The organism is Kocuria sp. KSNUG, from assembly GCF_049532735.1.
GTDB lineage: Bacteria > Actinomycetota > Actinomycetes > Actinomycetales > Micrococcaceae > Kocuria > Kocuria rhizophila.
Window position 1 is genome coordinate 2,135,547 of record NZ_CP150981.1, and the last position, 18,758, is coordinate 2,154,304.

At 65.3% G+C, this 18,758-nt stretch carries 16 protein-coding genes; 2 read left to right on the forward strand and 14 right to left on the reverse strand.

Translation table 11 applies throughout. The features are described from left to right. Positions 1 to 249 precede the first annotated feature (249 nt). Positions 250 to 474: a helix-turn-helix domain-containing protein gene (locus tag AABM36_RS09320; protein ID WP_047978446.1), complete on the forward strand. Its 225-nt coding sequence runs from the start codon at positions 250 to 252 to the stop codon at positions 472 to 474. Positions 475 to 567: 93 nt separating this feature from the next. Here AABM36_RS09320 and AABM36_RS09325 read toward each other — a convergent pair whose 3' ends face one another. From AABM36_RS09325 to coaD, 14 genes are all read right to left on the reverse strand, one after another. Then, positions 568 to 3,309: an ATP-dependent DNA helicase gene (locus tag AABM36_RS09325; protein ID WP_423445942.1), complete on the reverse strand. Its 2,742-nt coding sequence runs from the start codon at positions 3,307 to 3,309 to the stop codon at positions 568 to 570. Positions 3,310 to 3,314: 5 nt separating this feature from the next. Then, positions 3,315 to 4,430 (reverse strand): XRE family transcriptional regulator, encoded by a 1,116-nt coding sequence (locus tag AABM36_RS09330; protein WP_047978448.1) that lies wholly within the window; start codon positions 4,428 to 4,430, stop codon positions 3,315 to 3,317. Further along, the gene (locus AABM36_RS09335; RefSeq protein WP_047978449.1) at positions 4,423 to 5,118 is read right to left on the reverse strand and encodes a hypothetical protein; all 696 of its coding nucleotides are present in this window, start codon (positions 5,116 to 5,118) and stop codon (positions 4,423 to 4,425) included. The genes AABM36_RS09330 and AABM36_RS09335 overlap by 8 nt, the downstream gene beginning before the upstream one ends. Before the next feature lie 131 nt (positions 5,119 to 5,249). Continuing rightward, positions 5,250 to 8,321 carry a type I restriction endonuclease subunit R gene (locus AABM36_RS09340; protein ID WP_102613464.1) on the reverse strand — a complete coding sequence of 1,024 codons (3,072 nt, stop codon included), beginning with the start codon at positions 8,319 to 8,321 and terminating at the stop codon, positions 5,250 to 5,252. Position 8,322: 1 nt separating this feature from the next. Further along, positions 8,323 to 9,543 carry a restriction endonuclease subunit S gene (locus AABM36_RS09345; protein WP_146008579.1) on the reverse strand — a complete coding sequence of 407 codons (1,221 nt, stop codon included), beginning with the start codon at positions 9,541 to 9,543 and terminating at the stop codon, positions 8,323 to 8,325. After that, on the reverse strand, positions 9,536 to 11,050 hold the full coding sequence (locus AABM36_RS09350; protein ID WP_047979393.1) for a type I restriction-modification system subunit M: 1,515 nt from the start codon (positions 11,048 to 11,050) through the stop codon (positions 9,536 to 9,538). The genes AABM36_RS09345 and AABM36_RS09350 overlap by 8 nt, the downstream gene beginning before the upstream one ends. Before the next feature lie 260 nt (positions 11,051 to 11,310). Next, positions 11,311 to 11,745, reverse strand: coding sequence for a hypothetical protein (locus AABM36_RS09355; RefSeq protein WP_128973341.1), 435 nt, complete (start codon positions 11,743 to 11,745; stop codon positions 11,311 to 11,313). A gap of 253 nt (positions 11,746 to 11,998) precedes the next feature. Then, positions 11,999 to 12,841: a bifunctional DNA-formamidopyrimidine glycosylase/DNA-(apurinic or apyrimidinic site) lyase gene (mutM, locus tag AABM36_RS09360; RefSeq protein WP_082142113.1), complete on the reverse strand. Its 843-nt coding sequence runs from the start codon at positions 12,839 to 12,841 to the stop codon at positions 11,999 to 12,001. A gap of 584 nt (positions 12,842 to 13,425) precedes the next feature. Beyond that, on the reverse strand, positions 13,426 to 13,830 hold the full coding sequence (locus tag AABM36_RS09365) for a MarR family winged helix-turn-helix transcriptional regulator (protein WP_082142114.1): 405 nt from the start codon (positions 13,828 to 13,830) through the stop codon (positions 13,426 to 13,428). A gap of 314 nt (positions 13,831 to 14,144) precedes the next feature. Then, the gene (gene mutM / locus AABM36_RS09370) at positions 14,145 to 15,074 is read right to left on the reverse strand and encodes a bifunctional DNA-formamidopyrimidine glycosylase/DNA-(apurinic or apyrimidinic site) lyase (protein ID WP_102613462.1); all 930 of its coding nucleotides are present in this window, start codon (positions 15,072 to 15,074) and stop codon (positions 14,145 to 14,147) included. A gap of 7 nt (positions 15,075 to 15,081) precedes the next feature. Next, positions 15,082 to 15,786: a ribonuclease III gene (gene rnc, locus AABM36_RS09375; protein ID WP_121240926.1), complete on the reverse strand. Its 705-nt coding sequence runs from the start codon at positions 15,784 to 15,786 to the stop codon at positions 15,082 to 15,084. A 1-nt stretch (position 15,787) separates the two neighbouring features. Beyond that, positions 15,788 to 15,991, reverse strand: a complete 204-nt coding sequence (gene rpmF, locus AABM36_RS09380) for a 50S ribosomal protein L32 (RefSeq protein ID WP_012398114.1) — start codon at positions 15,989 to 15,991, stop codon at positions 15,788 to 15,790. Between the two features lie 2 nt (positions 15,992 to 15,993). Continuing rightward, positions 15,994 to 16,584, reverse strand: a complete 591-nt coding sequence (locus AABM36_RS09385) for a YceD family protein (protein ID WP_012398113.1) — start codon at positions 16,582 to 16,584, stop codon at positions 15,994 to 15,996. Between the two features lie 173 nt (positions 16,585 to 16,757). Continuing rightward, positions 16,758 to 17,228 (reverse strand): pantetheine-phosphate adenylyltransferase, encoded by a 471-nt coding sequence (gene coaD, locus AABM36_RS09390; RefSeq protein WP_012398112.1) that lies wholly within the window; start codon positions 17,226 to 17,228, stop codon positions 16,758 to 16,760. 112 nt (positions 17,229 to 17,340) lie between these two features. Here coaD and AABM36_RS09395 point away from each other — a divergent pair, with 112 nt between their 5' ends. Continuing rightward, positions 17,341 to 18,582, forward strand: a complete 1,242-nt coding sequence (locus tag AABM36_RS09395; protein WP_047978524.1) for an aminotransferase class I/II-fold pyridoxal phosphate-dependent enzyme — start codon at positions 17,341 to 17,343, stop codon at positions 18,580 to 18,582. Positions 18,583 to 18,758: the final 176 nt, after the last annotated feature.

Here is an 18,758-nt window from a genome sequence, read left to right on the forward strand (position 1 = left end):
GCGCTTCCGCCTATTGGTCCCTGCGCCCTGGCACGACCCCGAGCTTCACGAGCCGCCGGATGGCCTGAGTGCTCGTATTGAACCGCCTCGCCACGGACACGACGCTGACCCACTCGTCTAGGTGCGTCATGGCTCTTCCAGATCTACTGAGCATCCAGAGAAGGCCGAGGTGACTGCCACTGCTCCGAACACATCGATGTGACTTATAGTCCGTGGGCTCATCGTCAGCGTATCGGAATCTTTGAATGCATGACCATCCCTGCCCATCGCGTCGCCTTCGGCGATCATCTGCGCGAGCTGCGCCGCGAGCACGGGTGGGAGCCACAGGAGGCCTTCGCGCACCACGTGGGCCTGGACCGCACTTACATCAGCGGGCTGGAACGGGGACGGCGGAACCCAACCCTTGACGTCATCGTCAAGCTCGCACACGGCCTCGACGTGAGGCCGGAGAACCTTCTCTCCACGCTCGAATGAACGTGGAACACCTATGTCAACCCGATCGGCCGATGACCTCAGGGCTGACTACTGTGGAAAGCCGCACGCGCCCCGCCCTGAAGTGGAATGCGGCTACAACCTCGACCGCATCATTTTCCGTCGCGGTCGGCTCGTCAAAGCTGTCACACCACGGCGCGCTTGAACGAGAGCCTCGTCCTTGGTGTTCTCTTTCACGGTGAGTCTGCTCAGGACCCGCTGTTGTGTCTCCGGAGTCCAGAAGATTCCCAGCTGGCGGCGCGCGCGAGTGATCGCCGTGTAGAAAATGCTGTGCGATATCCGCTCTTCGTTTGCGTCTGTGATGACGACCTTCACCGAGTCGTATTCAAGGCCCTGGGCCTTGTGGATCGACACCGCGTACGCGATCTGGAACGGGATCAGAGTATTGAGGTTGTCGTCATCGTCGTCGCTGCTCGCCCGCTCGAAGACGTCGAACTGAACGACGGCTCCGCCGACCCAGCGCAGCTCCGTCCCGGACACGCCGAACGCTGTCATTTCGCGTTCGAGTTCGACTTCGAACGTGATCCGACCGGGCACCCGCTCGATATCGACGATCGTGCCCTTCATGCTGTTGTGGATCACGGGCTTAAATCGGTCGATGTCGTTGAATAGCACGGGGTCTCCAACCTTGTATGTCGCTTCGCCCCAGGTCACAGCGTGGCCGGGATTGCTCGCCTGCATGAAGCGGTTGACATTGTTGATGCCGTAGAGACCGTCGTAGTTCAGGCAGAGCACGATCTCGTCCGCGCTGCGGTGCTCGAATAGGGCGGCACCGAGCACAGCCGAGTAGCCGTTCTTCGATAGTGACTCCTCGATGCGGTCGTCGAGTTTGCGCACCCTGTCCCAAAGGGTGAGGAGCCCGTCGTCATCGGTACGGAAGGGCTTCGTCAGCTCGAAGACCGATCCCTTCGGGAGGTAAGAGCGGGCCATGCTGAACCAGTTGCCGAACTGGATCGACTCAATCTGGTACACGTCCCCGACGAGCACGAGCAGGTCGAACTTCGTGCAGTCCAGCACCTTGAGCAGGTTCGCGTTGTCGACCGTGCTGCACTCGTCAATTACCAGCACGTCATACCGCGAGCCGAAGTCCTCGCTCCGGTAGACGTGGCTGGTGATCGTGCTGAACTGGGTGTTCGTGGCATCCACGCGCCGCTTCAGGTTTTCGACGGCCGGGTTCGTCTGGGCAAGGAAGAGCTTGCTCTCGTCCGAGAGGTAGTTGGCGATGTGGTTGACCAGGGTCGACTTGCCCGTGCCGGCGGCTCCGGCGACGATCGCGACGTTCGACTGTCCGAACAGCCGCTTCAGAGCATCCGCCTTCGGGGGATCGTCGATCACGTCGGGATTCGCATCCAGCCAGACCTGCACGTCGTCGGCATGACCGTCGAGGCCCTCGCCGGCGGCCTTCTGCAGCTTCTCGATGATCGCGACCGTGTCGTCCTCGTAGCCGACGATGAAGACGTGCCCGTTCGCATGGGCGAGCTTCCGCGGCGCGTGACGCGGAGTCGGCGGGAGCAGCCTGTTGTAGGTCTTGATGAGCGCGTCGACGTCACCAAGGTCTTCGCACTCCGCGTCCGTCGTGTAGATCATGCCGCGCTGCTCGACGTTGTTCCGCACCCGGCGCGCCAGCAGCTCGTGCTCGCGGCCCTTGGCATCGAGGCTCTCCGCGAGATCGGCGAAGCGCGGGTTGTGCCCGCTCGGCGACGTGCAGAACGGCATCTTGTCGAACGGGCTGCTCCGAGACGTGAATCGGAGGTTCGAGAGCCAGTGGTTCTCCGCTGGATCGAATTGCGCCTTGATCCACTGGTTGCGCATCTGCAGCATCAGGTACCGCAGCACTCGGGATCCCGGGCAGTTCGCGCGAATGATCGTGCGGGCCTGGTCAAGCACAGGGAAGATCGCCGGATCACGGCGCGAGGCATTGAGGGCCCAGTTTCGGATCTGGTTGTAACTGGCGTCGGACATGTCGACGAGGTCGAGAAGGCTGGAGCGAGTCGCCGTCAGATACTGCATCAGGTTGCGATACTCGGTGTGGCTCGACTGGACGCGGGATGAGTCGCCGAAGAACCGGGCGAAGTTGTCGAACTCGCATGGGCGGATCGAGACCTCCCATGACCGGATGATCAGGATCGGCATGGTCTGCCCGAGCACAGTGATCGACTCACTCGACAGGTCCAGGTAGGCCGAGTACCGGTCGGTCATGTCGATGTCGGTGAACGCGATCGTGCGGTCGAACTTGCTCGTCCAGTTGTGGGCCATTGAGAAGGTGACCTCATAGTAGACCCTGCCCTGGACGAAGAACGGTCGGGAACTGTGCACGTAGTAGCGCTCGCGACGCGGCTGGGCCCGCGTCGCCCGAACAGCGTCAATACGGCCGGCGATCTTCTCGTGGTACTCGCGGAGCGACGGGTCGAGGTCCAGAGGGTACTTCTCGAGGTTGCCGAGGATCGCGATGCCGAACTCCTTCAGCGCGAGGTCGCGCGTGCGGAGCAGGTACTCGTAGTACTTCAGCATCAGCCGCTCGGACGGATCGCCGTCCAACGTGTAGTGAGAAACGCTGGCCTGGAGCAGGCTGTGGAACCTGCTCAGCAACCGGAACTTCGCCTTCGCCTTGATCTCCTCCAGTGCCGGGGCCACCTTGTTGTAGTGGAACTCGGCGTCCGGATCATCGAGGTATGCCCAGACCACGAGCGCCTCGACCAAATTCCGGAGCTGGGCGAGGACGTTCTGGGAGAGGAACGCACGATCGTCGCCGAATCGGGCGATGCTCTGGCAGATCACGCCGTTGACGCTCTGCACCTGCTGCCGCACGGATGCCATTGCCGTCAGCCCTCGTCGCCGACGAGACGCAGAACCGGACGCTTGTTGAAGTCGCCGAGCAGGTCACGCACCTGTACAGGGCTGAGCTTCAGCGCCTCGGCGAGGACGGACACGCCGGCACCGTGGTCGCCGGCGAGCTCGGCGGCCTTCTTCAGGAGAGACGGCGTCTCCCCCGGGTACGCGCTGGTCGGGTCGGCCAGCGGGTCGTCGATCACAGCCAGGCGTTGATAGGCCCGTCGCGCCGACGATTCTGTGGTGCGGCCGCGCTCGACCATCCTCCGGATAAGCGAGTGCGGCGAGACGCCCCACGTCCGGCCAAGCCGGTTGAGAGCAGCCAGGTCTAGCCGCTGCGGAAGGACTTTGTCCATTGCGGCGGCCGGCGTCAGGAAAGCGGCTGCGAACTCGTCGGCCTCCTTCTCGAGCGCGGCACTGTGCTCGCCGGTGTCGCCATGCAGGAGCAGATGCCCGATCTCGTGCGCGGTCGAGAACCTGTGCCGGAAGACGTTCTCGCTGCGGCGTGGCGTCGTGATGATGATCGGTCGGTCGACGATCACGACAGAGAAAGCATCGACGGCGTCGATCTCCCGAAGAGGACGCACGGCGATGACGATGCCGTGAGACTCCGCCGTCACGACCAGATGCTTCACTGGGCCGTCCGGCAGGTCCCAGTGCGCACGGAGCGCGGCGGCGGCCTCCGACGGCGTCGTTCGGGCAGGGAGAGCTGGAAGATCGACCTCGGGCAGCTTGACATATCTCTCGAGCGCGAAGGTCAGCTCCCATACGAGCGTCGCCGTCGCCAGAGCCTTCTGCCGGTCGCCCACTCGAGCGGACCGCAGGCTGCGGAAATAGGCGTTCACAGTGTCAATTCGCGCGAGCGGACGGCCGACACTGAAGAACCCCGGGCGTACCTTGAGCGCACTGGCCAGCCGGTCGAGCACCTCGGGCCGCGGCGAGTTGACGCCGGCCTCGTACTGACCGATCGCTGCGGCCGAGACGCCCACCTCGCGGGCCAGATCGGTCTTACTTACCCCGACGCGAACGCGGGCCTGGGTCAGCCGTGCTGGCTCGAAGCGGTCGCCCGCCGGGATCGGAAGGTCAAAGAGCCCTGGGCCGTCATGCATCGGTTCCCCCCCGTTCCTGCTCCTGCAGCTCCACGACGGGTACGACGGGCGCACCGCTGTCGAACGACTCGACGTTGGACGCCGAGCCGCCGGCGAGGACTTCCGGCTCCCAGATGGCCTCGTGGCCGCGAAGTTGGACTTTGCCGTCGCCGTCGAGCACGGCGACCGCCCACTCGACCGACTGCAGCTGCCGCGGGGTGGAGTGGACCATCACCAGGACGACCGGCATCGTGTCGTTCACGGCCGCCATTAGAGCCGCGGTCTCGGCAATGTCCGAACTATTAGCGGAAACCTCGAATCCTTGCTCGTCGAGGCTGGGCTCCCAGAGCATCGGGTCAGGCGGCGAGGTGATAAACCCGCTCTGCCGGGTAGGGCTGGAGGCGAAGTCGCGGATCGCGTTTGGGTCGTCCGGGGCGCGCCACACGTAGACCAGGCTGTCGTTGACGAGCCCGACCTTGTGGCCGCCAGGAGCCAGCGTGTGAGATTGAAAGCCACGCTCGGTCAGGGCATCGTGAGTCTCGTCCAGGAGATCGCGCCACTGGCTGCCGAATCCCATCGCGTACTTCGACCCCGATACAAGATGCGCCTCGGCGAACCGGCCGTGCACGGCGCGCACAACCTCGACGACCAGATCGCGTACGCCGGGGGCGTGGGACCCGAGAGCTTGGAAGGGCGAGTCCGGAACCATGCGCGTACCTCCTGAAGGACAGTTCGAGTCGGCACTGTTCGGCCGGCCACGAACTTCAGTATGCCACACGATTCGCGCACTCGCACTTCACCCGAAGACGCCTGTCTTGCATTCCGAGCCTGCAGACTGACTCAGTAGTTCTCCCGCACGTACTGGTGGATCCGGTCGAACAGCGCGCCCTTGATCGGCAGGCCGTAGTTCTTGAGGACGGCGCGCAGCTCGCGGCGTACGGCCTTGTCGCCGAAGTCGCTCGACGTCCAACCCGAGTAGGCGACCTCCACGACGATGGTGTCGATCCGGTCCACGATCTCCGGGACGATTTTGTGCAGCCCTGGAGGGGTGTTTTCCTCGACGATCTGGGTCAGCACACCGCGCTTCGGATCGGCGAGCCGGGCCAGCGCCTCCTCGTCGCCCTCCTCGGCCGCTCGGTCGGCGGCGACCACGTCCTGCGCGATCTTCAGCGCCTCTTCAAGGAAGGCCAGGGAGTCCTCGACGTTTTCGATCGCCCTCGTCCGGAGCTTCTCGATCCGCTCAGCGAGTGATTTGTAGACAGGGCCGTCGCCCTGGGCCAGCCGACGCCGGAGGCGAGCCTCGATCGAGTCGAGCACTTGCTGGTACACATCCGCCTGCTCCTCCTGCGCCGGCTCATTCGGCAGCCGCAGTTGCTCGGTGATCCGCTTGAGGAGCGCGAGCCCCGCGGCGTCCAGCGTGACCGTGCGCCAAGCTATCGACTTTACGACGACTTGGTTCATGTGGCCGTGGATCATGTTGGTGGTCTTCGCGCCCAGCCGAGCCCATAGGAAGGCCTTCGAGACATCCTTGGGCCGGATCGACTCGTACACCTTCGCCAGCCATAGGTATTGCGGCTTGAATGGCAGCAGTATCGGGTGCGGGTCGAGGAATTCCCACACTGTCTGCAGCGCCACGTAGCCCTCAACGAACTCGGTGCGTTGCGCGCTACCCTCGGGGATCCGCTCATGCGCGTCGGCCAGCGATTCGAACGAGGCGTCCGTCGTGTCGATGCCGGCGAAGAGGTGGAGCAGCTTCGTCAGGTCGGAGACGAATTTGCCGGCCAACTTGGAGGCGTCAACGACGTTCAACTCGTCGTCCTCATCCGGCGTCGCCTTGGGGCCGGCGATCGCGGTCCCGATGGCCTTAGCAAGGCCGATGTAGTCGACCACGCGCCCGTAGTCCTTGCGCTGACCGGTGATCGGGTTCTTCCAGGGCCGATTTGGACGCGTGATCGTCTGGAAGAGGTTCGCCTCCTTGGCAGGCTTGTCCAGGTAGAGTGCGCCTTCGATGGGCGCGTTGAAGCCAGTCATCCACTTCGCCGTCACCACGACGAACGACATCGGGTCGTCGACCTTTTTGAACCGGAGCTTGAGGGCCTCCTCCTGCTCGGAAGTGAGCAGGTACTTGCGATACTCCTTCGGGGTCTCCTTGCTGTCGGCGACGTGCATCACGACCCCGACCTCCCGGAGCCGGCCGTCGGGCATCGTTGCCCCGCGCCTCTTTAGCTCCAACTCGATCGCGTCCGCGTAGGCGATGACCAGCTTCTGGTTGTAGGCGACGACCTGTGCCTTCTGGCCCAGCGGGGCGACGTAGGCGAGGTAGTGGTCGACGATGTCGACACACACGGCCGCGACGCGGTCGGGGTTGGAGAGGATCGTCTCGATGTGGGAGGCCTTGCCGGAGAGATAGACCTTCTCGCCCTCGTCAAGCTCCTTCTCCTTGGCGAGCTCGTCGAACGCCTCGTCGAGAGCTTCCTTGTCCAGGTTGAAGCCCACCGAGCAGCCCTCGATGATGACCGGCTTGGTGAACCCGTCCGCGATCGACTGCTCGGGGGTGTACCGCGACATGACAAACTCCGGATCCGTCGGGTCGCCGAACAGTTTGAAGGTCGAACGGTCCTTGCTCTGGATCGCGGTGCCGGTTGCGCCGAAGAATTTGGCATTGGGCACGGCCGTCCGCCAGGCATCGCCAAGCTTCCCTTCCTGCGAGCGGTGCGCCTCGTCGACCAAGACGATGATGTTCGATCGATCGTTCAAGTGCCCTGCCTCGGCGAACTTGTGCACCGTCGTGATCACGATCCCCGGCTCGCTGGAGCGGAGCAGGTCGTGCAGCTCGCGCCGGTTTCGGGGCACCGACATCCGGGGCATGCCGGCCGTCTCGAACATTTCCGCGGTCTGGCGCACGAGATCTTTGCGGTCCGCGATGACGATCACGGTCGGCGCTCCGCCGAATAACTCGACGACCTTGTCGTCCCGCAGCAACCGGGCCGCCGCGAAGGCCATCAACTCGGTCTTGCCGGAGCCCTGGTGGTGCCAAATCAGCCCTCCAGACCGATCGGCGAGGACCTTGTCATGGATCGCGAGGGCGGCCTCGAACTGCGGGTAGCGCGGTAGGAACTTGACGTCGACCTCGGAAGCGTCCCGCGCGTGCCGGAACATCACCAGGTCCTTCAGCATCGGTAGGATGGTCTCGGGACGAAGCAGCAGACGGGCGGCGCGCTCGACTCGGGCCGGGCCGGTGACCGTCTTCGGGTCGTCCTGCGTCGAGCCCCATGGGGCCCAGATCTCGGAGTCTGGATCCGGCACCGCGCGTAGCGGTGCCATGCGGAACTCGAGGCCCTCGGTGGCAACCGTGAAGACGTTGGTCGCGAAGAAGTTCGGGTACTCGTCCTCATAGACGTCATGGATGTCTCGAGCCGCGTTCACCCAGGAGACCTGCTGCTTCACTGGCGTCTTCGTCTCCCCCACAACCAGTGGGAAGCCGTTGACGTAGTAGACGACATCGAATCGGCGCGGCTTTACCGCACCCGAAATAGTCACCTCGTCGGCGACCGTGAACCGGTTATTGTCGAGCGCTTCGAAGTCGATCAGCCGTCGCGGGACGTGTCCGCCCTCAATCGTCGTGAATGAGTGGTCGCCGCGGAGCATCACGGTGAGCCGCTCGTTCGCGGACACGAGACCGTTGTGCGCGTCGAGGATCGCCTGGTTGATCTCGTGGATCACAAGGTCGGCGGACTCTGGCTCATCGACCAACTCTGGGTTAAGCGCGAGCAGCGCCTCGCGCGCCCAGCTATCGATGACGACGTCGTGCTCGACGCGCGGCAGGTTTTCGCCACAGACTCGTTCCCAGCCGGCCTCCTCTGCCCACTCGAGCAGGGAAAGCTGGATGGTGCTCGCCTCAGTCCAGCTCATGTCAGGAGGCCTCCTCAAATTCACACAGACTGTCGTAGGACTCGGGAATCTCGATCTCCTGGGTCAGGAACGAAGTCAGAAGGGCTGACCGAGAGCTTCGGAGGCGCGAGAGCTCCTCAGTGGACGCATTGATCGAGTCCTGCAATGAACGAAGCGGGGCGACGATGGATGCTCGCATAACGGAGTCATCTGACCAAGGAACTCGAACAGCGTTGAGCCATCGGACTGCGAGGTTGCCCAGCCCCGTGGTTCCGGACGCCGCCTGGCTCATTTCCGCTTGCATTGACGGTTCGCGCAGGAGCCAATACACGAACTCACGGTCCGATGGATTGTCGACCTTCATCAGGAACTGGAATGCCGAAACCGCGTGGTCGTGCGCAGCCGCTGGCGGAATGTATACATTGCCGATTCGCTGCCGGTTGCCATTGGTTCGGATGAGCACCAGGCTCGAACCATCGATCCTTCCCACAGACTCAGGGAGGCCGGCTACATAACCTATCTCCGAGAGATCGATTGACCCATCCGGCTTCGTGTTCGGAATCCCGATCACCGGAACGGAGTCACTACTGAATGTCGGCGAGACATCTGCGGCCGAGTACGAGGGGCCCGATCGGGTCGCCGTGAAGTCCCCGAGAGGCCGCGAAGTCGGAAGCACCTCGATCAGATCAGAATTCAGTCGAGCGAGCGCGGAACTTGCGCGCTGGGCTTCTTCCTCCAGAGCCTGAATCTGCGCGTCCACCACCGTCATGACGTCGACGATGCGACGCTGCTCCGCCAGAGGCGGGATGCTCACCTCAATTTTAGCGAATTCCTTGAATGGAAGACTGCGGCGTCGGTTGACGGAGCCTTGTGCCCGACGAGAATACTCAGCCAGCAATTCGGGCTGTCGCACTATTAGCTCTGCGTACTCAGGTATGCAATCGTTCGCAACGAAGTTCATGGTGGTGTACATCGGACTGATGACGCCTCTCTCACCTATATTATTTCGAGCTATAGATCCTTCATTGATGTGGATGGTAGAGAACGCCCATTCCCCTGGCTGGACGACTTTGTAGCCATCTAGCTTTGACGACGCGATCCGCTTGTCAAAATATTCGTCAGCACGGACAAAGCCGTCGTATTTCGAAAGACTCATCACCGTCGGCTCTTCGGCATGTGCTCCCAATTTGGTGTTATCCAAAGCAAAGAGGCTTCCGAGCGACGTTACCCCCCACTCACTCATGGGTCTCCCCAAACGCGCTCAGGTCTACGCCCGCAGCCGCAAGGCGCTCGAGCATGACCGCCTCTGTGTCAATCCGATTCCGACGAGCTGTTGCGTAGGCGAGGAGCGCCGTATCAAGATCAGCGGTCTCCTCCACGGCTACCCTGATGTATCGCCCGATGTTCAGGTCGAACCCGTTGGACTCAATCTCTTCGAACGGCACGAGTCGGGCCTGCGCGCCGCGCTCGCAATCGGAGTCCGCACCCGCGTCATATGTGCTGACGACGGCACGTACGTCGTCATCGGACATGACGTTCTGTTTCTTACCCTTACTGAACCGAGCAGAACCGTCGATGAATAGGACATGGTCTTTGCGCTCTATGGGCTTCTGGTCGCGGAAGATCAACAAGCAGGCAGGTATCTGAGTTGAGTAGAAAAGGTTCGGCGGCAGCCCGATGACAGCCTCGAGCTGGTCTTGCTCGACTAGGCACTGCCGGATAGTCGCCTCCTTCCCGCCCCGGAAGAGGACACCGTGAGGCATGACGACACCCACGCGCCCAGTCCCCTTCTTCATCGACGACACCATGTGCTGCACGAAGGCGAAGTCACCGTTCTTCGCCGGCGGCACGCCGCAAAAAGCGCGCGGGTCGGTTGCCCACCGGTCCGCGCCCCAGTTGGACAGCGAAAACGGCGGGTTGGCGATGACAACGTCGAAGGTCCGGACGGCTCCCTTGGTGTCCTTGAAGGCAGGTGCGCGCAAGGTGTCGCCGCGTTTGACGACGAAGTCCTCGATCTCGTGAAGAAATAGGTTCATCCTGGCGATCGAGGCAGTGGTCAGATTGATCTCCTGGCCGTAAAGCCGCAGCGAGCGGTGGTCCTTGCCTGCCTCTCGCAGCTGGTTAATGGTCGCGACCAGCATTCCGCCAGAGCCACAGGCTGGGTCGTACACGGCCTCGCCCGGCTCAGGCTTGAGGATACCGACGAGCAAGTTGACCACAGATCGCGGCGTGAAGAACTCCCCCGCCTTCTTTCCCGACTCGTCGGCGAAGTCTTTCAGCAGGTACTCGTACCCAGCGCCGAGCAGGTCGTGGGAGACGGTGGTCGGATCGAGCGGAAGCTCATTAAAGGACCTGATTAGCGCCAGGAGTGCCGACTCTGGGAGCCGTTCCTCGTTGCCCCAGGAGGCGTCTCCGAATACTCCCGCCAGGGACCGTGGATTGGCTTTCTCGATGCGCTGGAACGATTTCGCAATCTCCGCGCCGAGGTTCTTGACCTTCCCAGTGGCCTCGGACCACAGCGTGCCCTCAGGCATCTCGAACCGGTGGTAGTCGGCCTCAACCTCGTCGTCCAACTCATCGCCGAACTCGGCGATGGCCTCATCATGCTCGTAGACCCACGTGTCCGATATCCACTTCCAAAACAACATCGGGAAGACATAGGTCTTGAAATCGGCCGGGTCGACGGGGCCACGCAGGGCATTTGCCGCGTCCCAAAGCCTGGACTCGAGCTCTTGCTGGGTGATCGTCACTTGGTTGGAGTCCTTAGGTACATTTGTTGAAAGGCTGGCGCGAGGCGTGCTCGCCGGGCGGCGGCATCAGATCGCTAGGGTGGGTATGTTCGTAGCCATAGTCTATCGAGTCTGCGTGAACGCAGTCCTGAAAAATTCCCTTACCCCAGGTTTCCTGGTCCGCGTCGATCACGTCGGGCCGCCCGCTTGACGCATCCTCGCACCCAGGTCCGTGCGCCGCCGGGGACCTCTGGTTGCCCATACCTCCCAGGGCAGGCTAGTCAACCGAGCCAACGGATGCGCACGACAGGCGTGGTGGCCCGAGTCGTCGACACATACCCCTCGTCGTCACTGACGTTGCCGACCACGAGGTACGCCGGTCGTCCCACCTGAATCGGCGGCTCGATCAGCCCCAGCAGTGGCAGCACTTCACCGTCGCGATGCATCACCGTCCTCTCACCAGAGTGAGCATTCGCCTCGTTCGCGATCAGCCGGACCACGGTGCGCACAGCGCCGTCGAGCCGGAACAGGTACTCGGTGCCTGAGCTGGTCACAACCAGCCATGTGCCCTCGTCCTCGAGAGCAAGTTGATCTCGGCGCTCTGAGAGCGCGACGGAGTCCTGCGTTACCGACGTAGGATCAGGAACCTCGGCCATGATCCGCGCGATGACTTCGCGCTGCTGCGTGCTCAGTTGCGTCTGGTCGTAGCCATCCACGGCCACCGCCCACTAGACGGTGGCGGTCATCGGGCACTTGCCACAGGTCCGCAGACTGACGACTCCCCAGGACCCGGAGCGCGGTGGGAAGTCTCAACCGGCTTCGAACGTCTCCTCGGAGGTCGACAGCCCCTCTACGCCGCAGACCTCGCACCAATGCACGAAGGGCTCAAGTGACTCGTTCACGATGCACTCCATTCTGCGCGACGGGATTGGTCTACGTAAGGATTCCGGGCGAACAGCGGAGGCGCGGCTATCGTCTCCGCTGACAACTAGGACAGTAGTGACTTGAGCGGTTCATGAACTGATTGCGCACGATAGGCGTGCCGCAGCGCGGACAAGGCTGACCGGCGAGCCCGTAGACGTTCAGGCTCCGGGCAAGGTAGCCACCGCTCCCGGAAACATCCACATAGAGAGAATCAAAGGACGTGCCTCCCTGGGCGAGCGCTGCGACCATGACGTCCCGCGCAGCATCGATCACCGCCGAGATCCTCGTCTTGGACATCGACGACGCCGTCGTCTCGCCGTGCACCTTGGCGGCCCATAGGGCTTCGTCGGCGTAGATGTTCCCAATACCAGACACGAGCGTCTGGTCCAGCAGCGCGCGCTTGATCCCGGTCCGCCGGGTCTTGATGCGCGCCACCGCAGCCGCCTGGTCGAACTGCGGATCGAACGGGTCTCTCGCAATGTGCAAGATCGGGGACGGGAGCGCCGCTCCCCCGTCGTGGTACATCAGGTGACCGAACGTGCGCTGGTCCTCGAAGCGCAACTCGCTGCCGCCATCGGTGAAGGTGAACCGTGCCCGCTCGTGCCGAGCGATCCCGGCGTCGGGCGACGTGATGAGCATCTGCCCGCTCATCCCCAGATGCGTGAGCAACGCGTCTCGATCATCCAGGACCAGCCAGAGGTACTTGCCCCGCCGCACAATCCCCGTGATCGTCGCACCGGCGACCCGAGAGGCAAGATCCTTACCGCCGGCTGGATGACGACGCACGGCCCGCGGATGGTGAGTAACCACCGAGGCGAGCGCCCTGCCGGATACGTGGTCGTCCAGCCCTCTTTGCACCACCTCGACCTCGGGAAGCTCAGGCGTCAACAGGCCCCTGTCGCGTCTGCGAGGCGGCTCCGCGGCGTCGGACTCCCTGCCCCTTAGTGAACGCTGCGTGGGCTTCGTTGTTCGGAGGCGATCCTGCTACCTTCTCCAGCTTCATGCGCTCCCTCCACTCTGGCGACCCGCCATGCTCACGCTCGAGCGCCTGGTCTAAGTACACCTGTCGGATGAGCTGTCTTCAAGCATCGTTGAGAGGCGCTGTCCCCCCTCATGGATCCGCGCCTCGTGCTCAGCCGCGCGGTCGGGTCGGAACTTCTCATCGATCTCAGACCTGCGGACGAACCCCCTTCACAGCCCGCCGGTCGTCCGTACCCCACGCCACCCTCTTCCACGCCGAGAGCTTCCCTTCTCTGACCCATCGACGAATCGCTTACGCAGAGCAACCGGCCCGCACCGCCGCCTCACTTGCACCCAGCCAGGCGTCTCCGGCAATCGCCACCGTCGCCGTTAGGGATCGACAGAACCATCAACTCCCGGGTGACCCCATCTCGCGGCGCCATATCCACGAGGTGCGACCGTCGAACGAGATCCGTCATCGCAGAGTGGAACTGTTCGCGCCGTAGCCGGCCTCACCCCACAGTCAGCTCGTCGAACACCTGCTCATGCTGTGCATGAGCCTCTCGCAAGAGCACGTCACCGCCTGACATCAAGGTGATCTCCCGTCTACGACGATCACAAATCGAGGTCGTCATCGCCACGTAGCCGCCCTCAACCGCGCTCTTCACCAACCGGGACGTGTCACTCTGGTCGATACCGATCTCGCTCGCAACCGCACTCACAGTCGCCGACTGCCCACACTCACTCAGTGAGGCCACGGCCTCGACCAGCAACAACAGCCTGCCCTGTTCCGGGGTGGCACCGTCGCCAGTAGCGGAAGATCGCGCCCAGTGCCTGACGAAACTGAACAGCAGTTCTTCCGACCCGGCCTCGCTCAGGCGGGCCCCACTGACTGCTTCATCCGACTCCAAGCTCATGACGGAGATTGTGTGCGTTCCACACGCATTTGACTGGTTACCGCGGGCCCGTCGACCTAGGCACTTACCCCGAATGCAGCCAGTGCCCTGCGCGGGAGATGAGGCAGCGGTGCGTTGTTCGGAGGCGGCCCGGCAAGATCGGAGGGAACACCCCTGGCTCACAGTCTGCCGGACACACCAGGGGTCACGGAGGAGAACCGTTTTGACGGGCCATGGCACCGCGCCCGTGGACAGCGCGGGCAACCACGGCATGAGCGGCTCGCCGAGGAGGCCCGCTCGATCAGGGGTGAGCGGGTGCTCGTGGGTGGGCCTCCTCAGACCCGCGCCCGCCGCGGCTTCCTCTGGCACCGCGCGCACCGGTACGAGGAACGGTTCGCGAACTGCTCGCGCACGATCACGCCGTCCAGGCCCGCAGCCTCGCAGCGCGGGCACGGCTGCCCGGCCCGGCCGTAGGCGTTGAGCGACCGCGAGAAGTACCCGGACTCCCCGTTCACGTTGACGTACAGCGAGTCGAAGCTCGTGCCGCCCGCCTCCAGAGCGCGGCGCATGACCTCCTGGCACGCCGCCACCACCTCGCGGGTGCGGGGCGCGGTCATCGTCTCGGTGGGTGCGGCCCAGTGCAGCCGGGCCGCCCACAGGGCCTCGTCCGCGTAGATGTTCCCGATCCCCGAGATCAGCCCCTGGTCCAGCAGCGCACGCTTCAGGCCCGTGCGGCGGCGTCGCAGGGCGGTGTGGAAGGCGTCCACGTCGAAGAGCGGGTCCAGGGGGTCGCGCGCGATGTGCGCGGCGTGTTCCGGCACCGTGCCGTGACCGTCCGTGGTGGGCACGAGCGGGTCGAGCAGCATGCCTCCGAAGATCCGCTGGTCCACGAACCGGGCCTGCTCCGGGAGGGCGGCACCGGCGTCGTCGTGGGCCGGAGAAAGCGCGAGGCGGATGCGCTCGTGGCGCGGCTGCGGCTGGTCCGCGGGGGCCACCAGGAGTTGACCGCTCATGCCCAGGTGCACGAGCAGCGCCTGGGACGGCTTGCTACCGGTGTGCTCGCGCAGCGGGAGCCACAGGAACTTGCCGCGCCGCTGCGCGGACTCCACGGTCAGCCCGGCCAGGCGCTCCTGGAAGTCCAGGACACCGGCCGTGTGACGGCGCAGGGACCGGGCGTCGAAGACCTGCACGGACTCGACGGTGCGGCCCACGACCCAGCGTTCGACGCCGCGGCGGACCACCTCGACCTCGGGGAGCTCGGGCACCGTGCGTTCAGCCCTTCTCGGGGAATCGCGCGGCCAGCGCCTCGCACGCGTTGGCGGCGGCGGCGCGTTCGGCGGCCTTCTTGGAGCTGCCCTCCCCGTGGCCGAGCACGTTCCCGTCCACCACGGCGTCCGCGGTGAAGTGGCGCTCGTGGTCGGGGCCGGTGCCCTCCACCTCGTAGCGCACGGTGCCCAGACCGTGCCGGGCCACGAGCTCCACGATGTGGGTCTTCCAGTCCCGGCCCTCGTGCAGCACGCGGGTGTCCTCAAGCAGCGGGACCATCATCCGCAGCACCAGGTCACGGGCGGGCACGGGCCCCAGGGACTCGTACACGGCGCCGATCACGGCCTCCGTGGTGTCCGCGAGGATCGAGGCCTTGTCGCTGCCGTGGGTGCGGACCTCGCCCTTGCCCAGGCGGATGTGCGGACCAAGGCCCAGGGAACGGGCCACACCGGCCAGCGCGCGGGCGGAGACCACCGAGGCGCGCAGCTTGGCCAGGCGCCCCTCGTCCCACTCCGGGTAGCGGTGGTAGATCTCGTCCGTGACCGCGAGCTGCAGCACGGCATCCCCCAGGAACTCGAGGCGCTCGTTGTGCACCTCCCCCGGGTGCTCGTACGCGTAGGAGCGGTGCGTCAGCGCAATGCGAAGCGTCTCGGTGTCGAGATCGACACCGAGACGCTCAAGCAGTTCGCCGGGATCCGGCAAAGCGGTCACCTTACGCGTCAGCGACCTTGCGGCCCTTGTACTCGTAGAACAAGGGGGTGCCGGCGGAATCGGAGACCAGCTTGGCCTGGTGCGGCAGGCTGTAGCTGACCTTGCCGTTCTCCACGGTCTTCACCAGTTTGGGGGCCTGAGCCTTCCACTGGGACCGGCGCATCCGGGTATTCGCACGGGACATTTTCCGCTTGGGAACAGCCACGGCTATCTCTCTTCTCTCGTGTCGGTTGTCGGCTCCGACGGTTCAGGGTCCTCCGAGTCGGTCAGCAGCCCTGCGAGGGCGGACCAGCGGGGATCCTTCACGTCGTGGTGGTGGTTCGGGTCGTTCTCGAGCCGTGCGCCGCACTGGGCGCACAGGCCCGGGCAGTCGGCCCGGCACACCGGTTGGAACGGCAGCTGTGTGATCACTGCGTCCCGAAGCATCGGTTCGAGGTCGATCTCCTCGTCCCGCACCTCATACACTTGCTCGTCCTCGACGTTCTCGTCGCCCTGCGGGGACGGTTCGAAGACGAAAAGCTCCTGCACGTCGACCGGTAGTTCGTAGTCGATGGGATCGAGGCATCTGCTGCACTCCCCGTGAACACTGACGATCACGGTTCCGGAGACCAGGATACCGTCGTGGACGGATTCCAGGCGCAGCTGCAGCTCCATGGGCGCGCCCTCGGGCGAACCGATGAGCGCCGTACCGAAGTCCTTCGGTGCGGGTGCCTCGACCTCCAGGGTGTCCATGGTCCCCGGGCGGTGTTGCAGCTCCCTGACGCTGTACGCGAGGGCTGAACTGTTGCGGTGATTCACGGAACTCCTGGCTAACGACACTGGCCGACAGAACATCCTAGCACGCGGCGGCCTCGGGGATCATCCCGGTGCCCTGCCGCGCGCGGGCCGGGCACGGCGTCGTCGTCTGCGCATCCACCCCGGCAACGACGCCGCCGGGGGCCTCTCGCAGGCCCCGCGCACGGTGCGGCGCGTCACTCGTCCTCGAGGGCGCGCAGCACCTCGGGCGGCACGAAGGACGTGACGTCCCCGCCGAGGGCGGCGACCTCCATGACCAGGGACGAGGACACGTGCAGCAGCGAGGGCTCCCCGGGCAGGAACACGGTCTCCACACCGGTCAACGAGCGGTTCATGGTGGCCATGGGCAGCTCGTAGTCGTAGTCCGCGCCGTTGCGCAGGCCCTTGACCAGCGCCACGGCCCCGCGACGCTCGGCGTAGTCGGCGATCAGCCCGGACTCCAGCGGTTCCACGACCACGGCGGGATCGTCCGCGAAGACCTCCCGGACCAGCTCGATCCGCTGCGCCTCGCTGAAGCGGTGGGTCTTGTTCGGGTTGGTGGACACCGCCACCACCACCTCGTCGAACAGCAGCGTGGCACGGCGGATGACCGCGCAGTGACCGAGGTGCAGGGGGTCGAAGGAACCCGGGCAGATGGCGCGTCGCATGGGCCCACCCTAGCGGCCCCTGACCTCCCGTGGGGCCCGCTCCTGAGGCCACGGGAGGGTGCGCTCCGCCCGGACCGGGATGCCGCGGGGCCGGAGTTCCTAGACTGGGTCCATGACATCCGCAGCTGAGAACATCTCCTCCCCCACGTCCACGGCCCGCGCGCCCTGGCAGCGCATGGCCGCCGGCGGAGGGCTGCTGGACGCCGCCGGGGGCCTGCGCTCCACGGTGTTCGAGGAGATGACGGGCCTGGCCCGGCGCACCGGGTCCGTGAACCTGGGCCAGGGTTTCCCGGACTTCGACCCACCGCAGCCGATGCTCGACGCCGCGGCGGCCGCCCTGCACGCCGGTCACCACCAGTACGCCCCCATCATCGGGGTCCCCGCCCTCCGGGAGGCGATCGCCGCGCACCAGGGCACCCACTACGGTCTGGACCTGGACCCGGACACGGACGTGCTCGTGTGCGCTGGGGCCACCGAGGGCGTCACGGCGGCCCTGCTGTCCCTGCTGCAACCCGGCGACGAGGTGGTGCTGTTCGAACCGCGCTACGACCTCTACGGTGCTCTCGTGGAGTTCGCGGGCGCCACCGCAGTTCCCGTGCCGCTGCTGCCGCCCACGTTCACCCCGGACCCGGACGACGTGCGCGCGGCGTTCTCCCCACGCACCCGCGCCGTGGTGCTCAACGACCCCCACAACCCCACGGGCACGGTGGCCTCCCGGGAGTTCAAGGAGCTCCTCGTGGAGCTCGCCACCGAGTTCGACGCCGTGGTCATCACCGACGAGGTCTACGAGCACCTGCGCTTCGACGGCCCCCACCGGCCGCTGAGCACTCTCCCCGGCGCGGCGTCGCGCACGCTGAGCGTGTCCTCGGCGGGCAAGACGTTCTCCGCCACGGGGTGGCGCGTGGGCTGGGTGACCGGACCGCGCGAGCTGCTGCGCGGCGTCGTGGCCGTGAAGACCTACCTCTCCCACAGTGCGGCGGCCCCGCTGCAGCACGCGGTTGCCGAGGCCCTCGCGCTGCCTCCGCAGTTCTTCGAGGGCCTGCGGGAGGACTACCGCGAGCGCCGGGACGTGGTGGTGTCCGGGCTGAGCGCCGCGGGCCTCACCCCACCCGAGCCGCGGGGCACGTTCTTCGCCGTGGCGGACGTGAGCGACCACTACCCCCTGGCCGGTGTCAGTGACGCCGCGGGGCTCGCCCAGCACTGGGCGGAGCACGCCGGCGTGGTGGGCATTCCGGTCTCCGCGTTCGCCGGCCCCGCGAACCAGGGGCTGTACGCGGACTGGCTGCGGCTCGCATTCTGCAAGCGCACGGACGTGCTGCGCGCGGCGATGGCGGGGCTGGTCGCGGCCGTCTGACGCTCCCCGGGCCCTGAGCGGGGGCGTGGGTCTAGGCCCCACAGCAGCCGGGGCAGCACGCGCCAGATCGAGCGCGAGCACCGCGGCGCTCCGCCCGGCGATGCCTGCAGCCTCGGGAGACGGTCCCGCAGTGCGCACCCCAAGGTTGCAGCGGAGCCCCGGTCGTGGGCGGCAGT

Excerpts from the sequence above, each read along its gene's own strand:
- AABM36_RS09320 (WP_047978446.1), top strand. The coding sequence starts at position 250 with ATGACCATCCCTGCCCATCGCGTCGCCTTCGGCGATCATCTGCGCGAG.
- AABM36_RS09325 (WP_423445942.1), bottom strand. The coding sequence starts at position 3,309 with ATGGCATCCGTGCGGCAGCAGGTGCAGAGCGTCAACGGCGTGATCTGC.
- AABM36_RS09330 (WP_047978448.1), bottom strand. The coding sequence starts at position 4,430 with ATGCATGACGGCCCAGGGCTCTTTGACCTTCCGATCCCGGCGGGCGAC.
- AABM36_RS09335 (WP_047978449.1), bottom strand. The coding sequence starts at position 5,118 with ATGGTTCCGGACTCGCCCTTCCAAGCTCTCGGGTCCCACGCCCCCGGC.
- AABM36_RS09340 (WP_102613464.1), bottom strand. The coding sequence starts at position 8,321 with ATGAGCTGGACTGAGGCGAGCACCATCCAGCTTTCCCTGCTCGAGTGG.
- AABM36_RS09345 (WP_146008579.1), bottom strand. The coding sequence starts at position 9,543 with ATGAGTGAGTGGGGGGTAACGTCGCTCGGAAGCCTCTTTGCTTTGGAT.
- AABM36_RS09365 (WP_082142114.1), bottom strand. The coding sequence starts at position 13,830 with ATGAGCTTGGAGTCGGATGAAGCAGTCAGTGGGGCCCGCCTGAGCGAG.
- coaD (WP_012398112.1), bottom strand. The coding sequence starts at position 17,228 with ATGCGACGCGCCATCTGCCCGGGTTCCTTCGACCCCCTGCACCTCGGT.
- AABM36_RS09395 (WP_047978524.1), top strand. The coding sequence starts at position 17,341 with ATGACATCCGCAGCTGAGAACATCTCCTCCCCCACGTCCACGGCCCGC.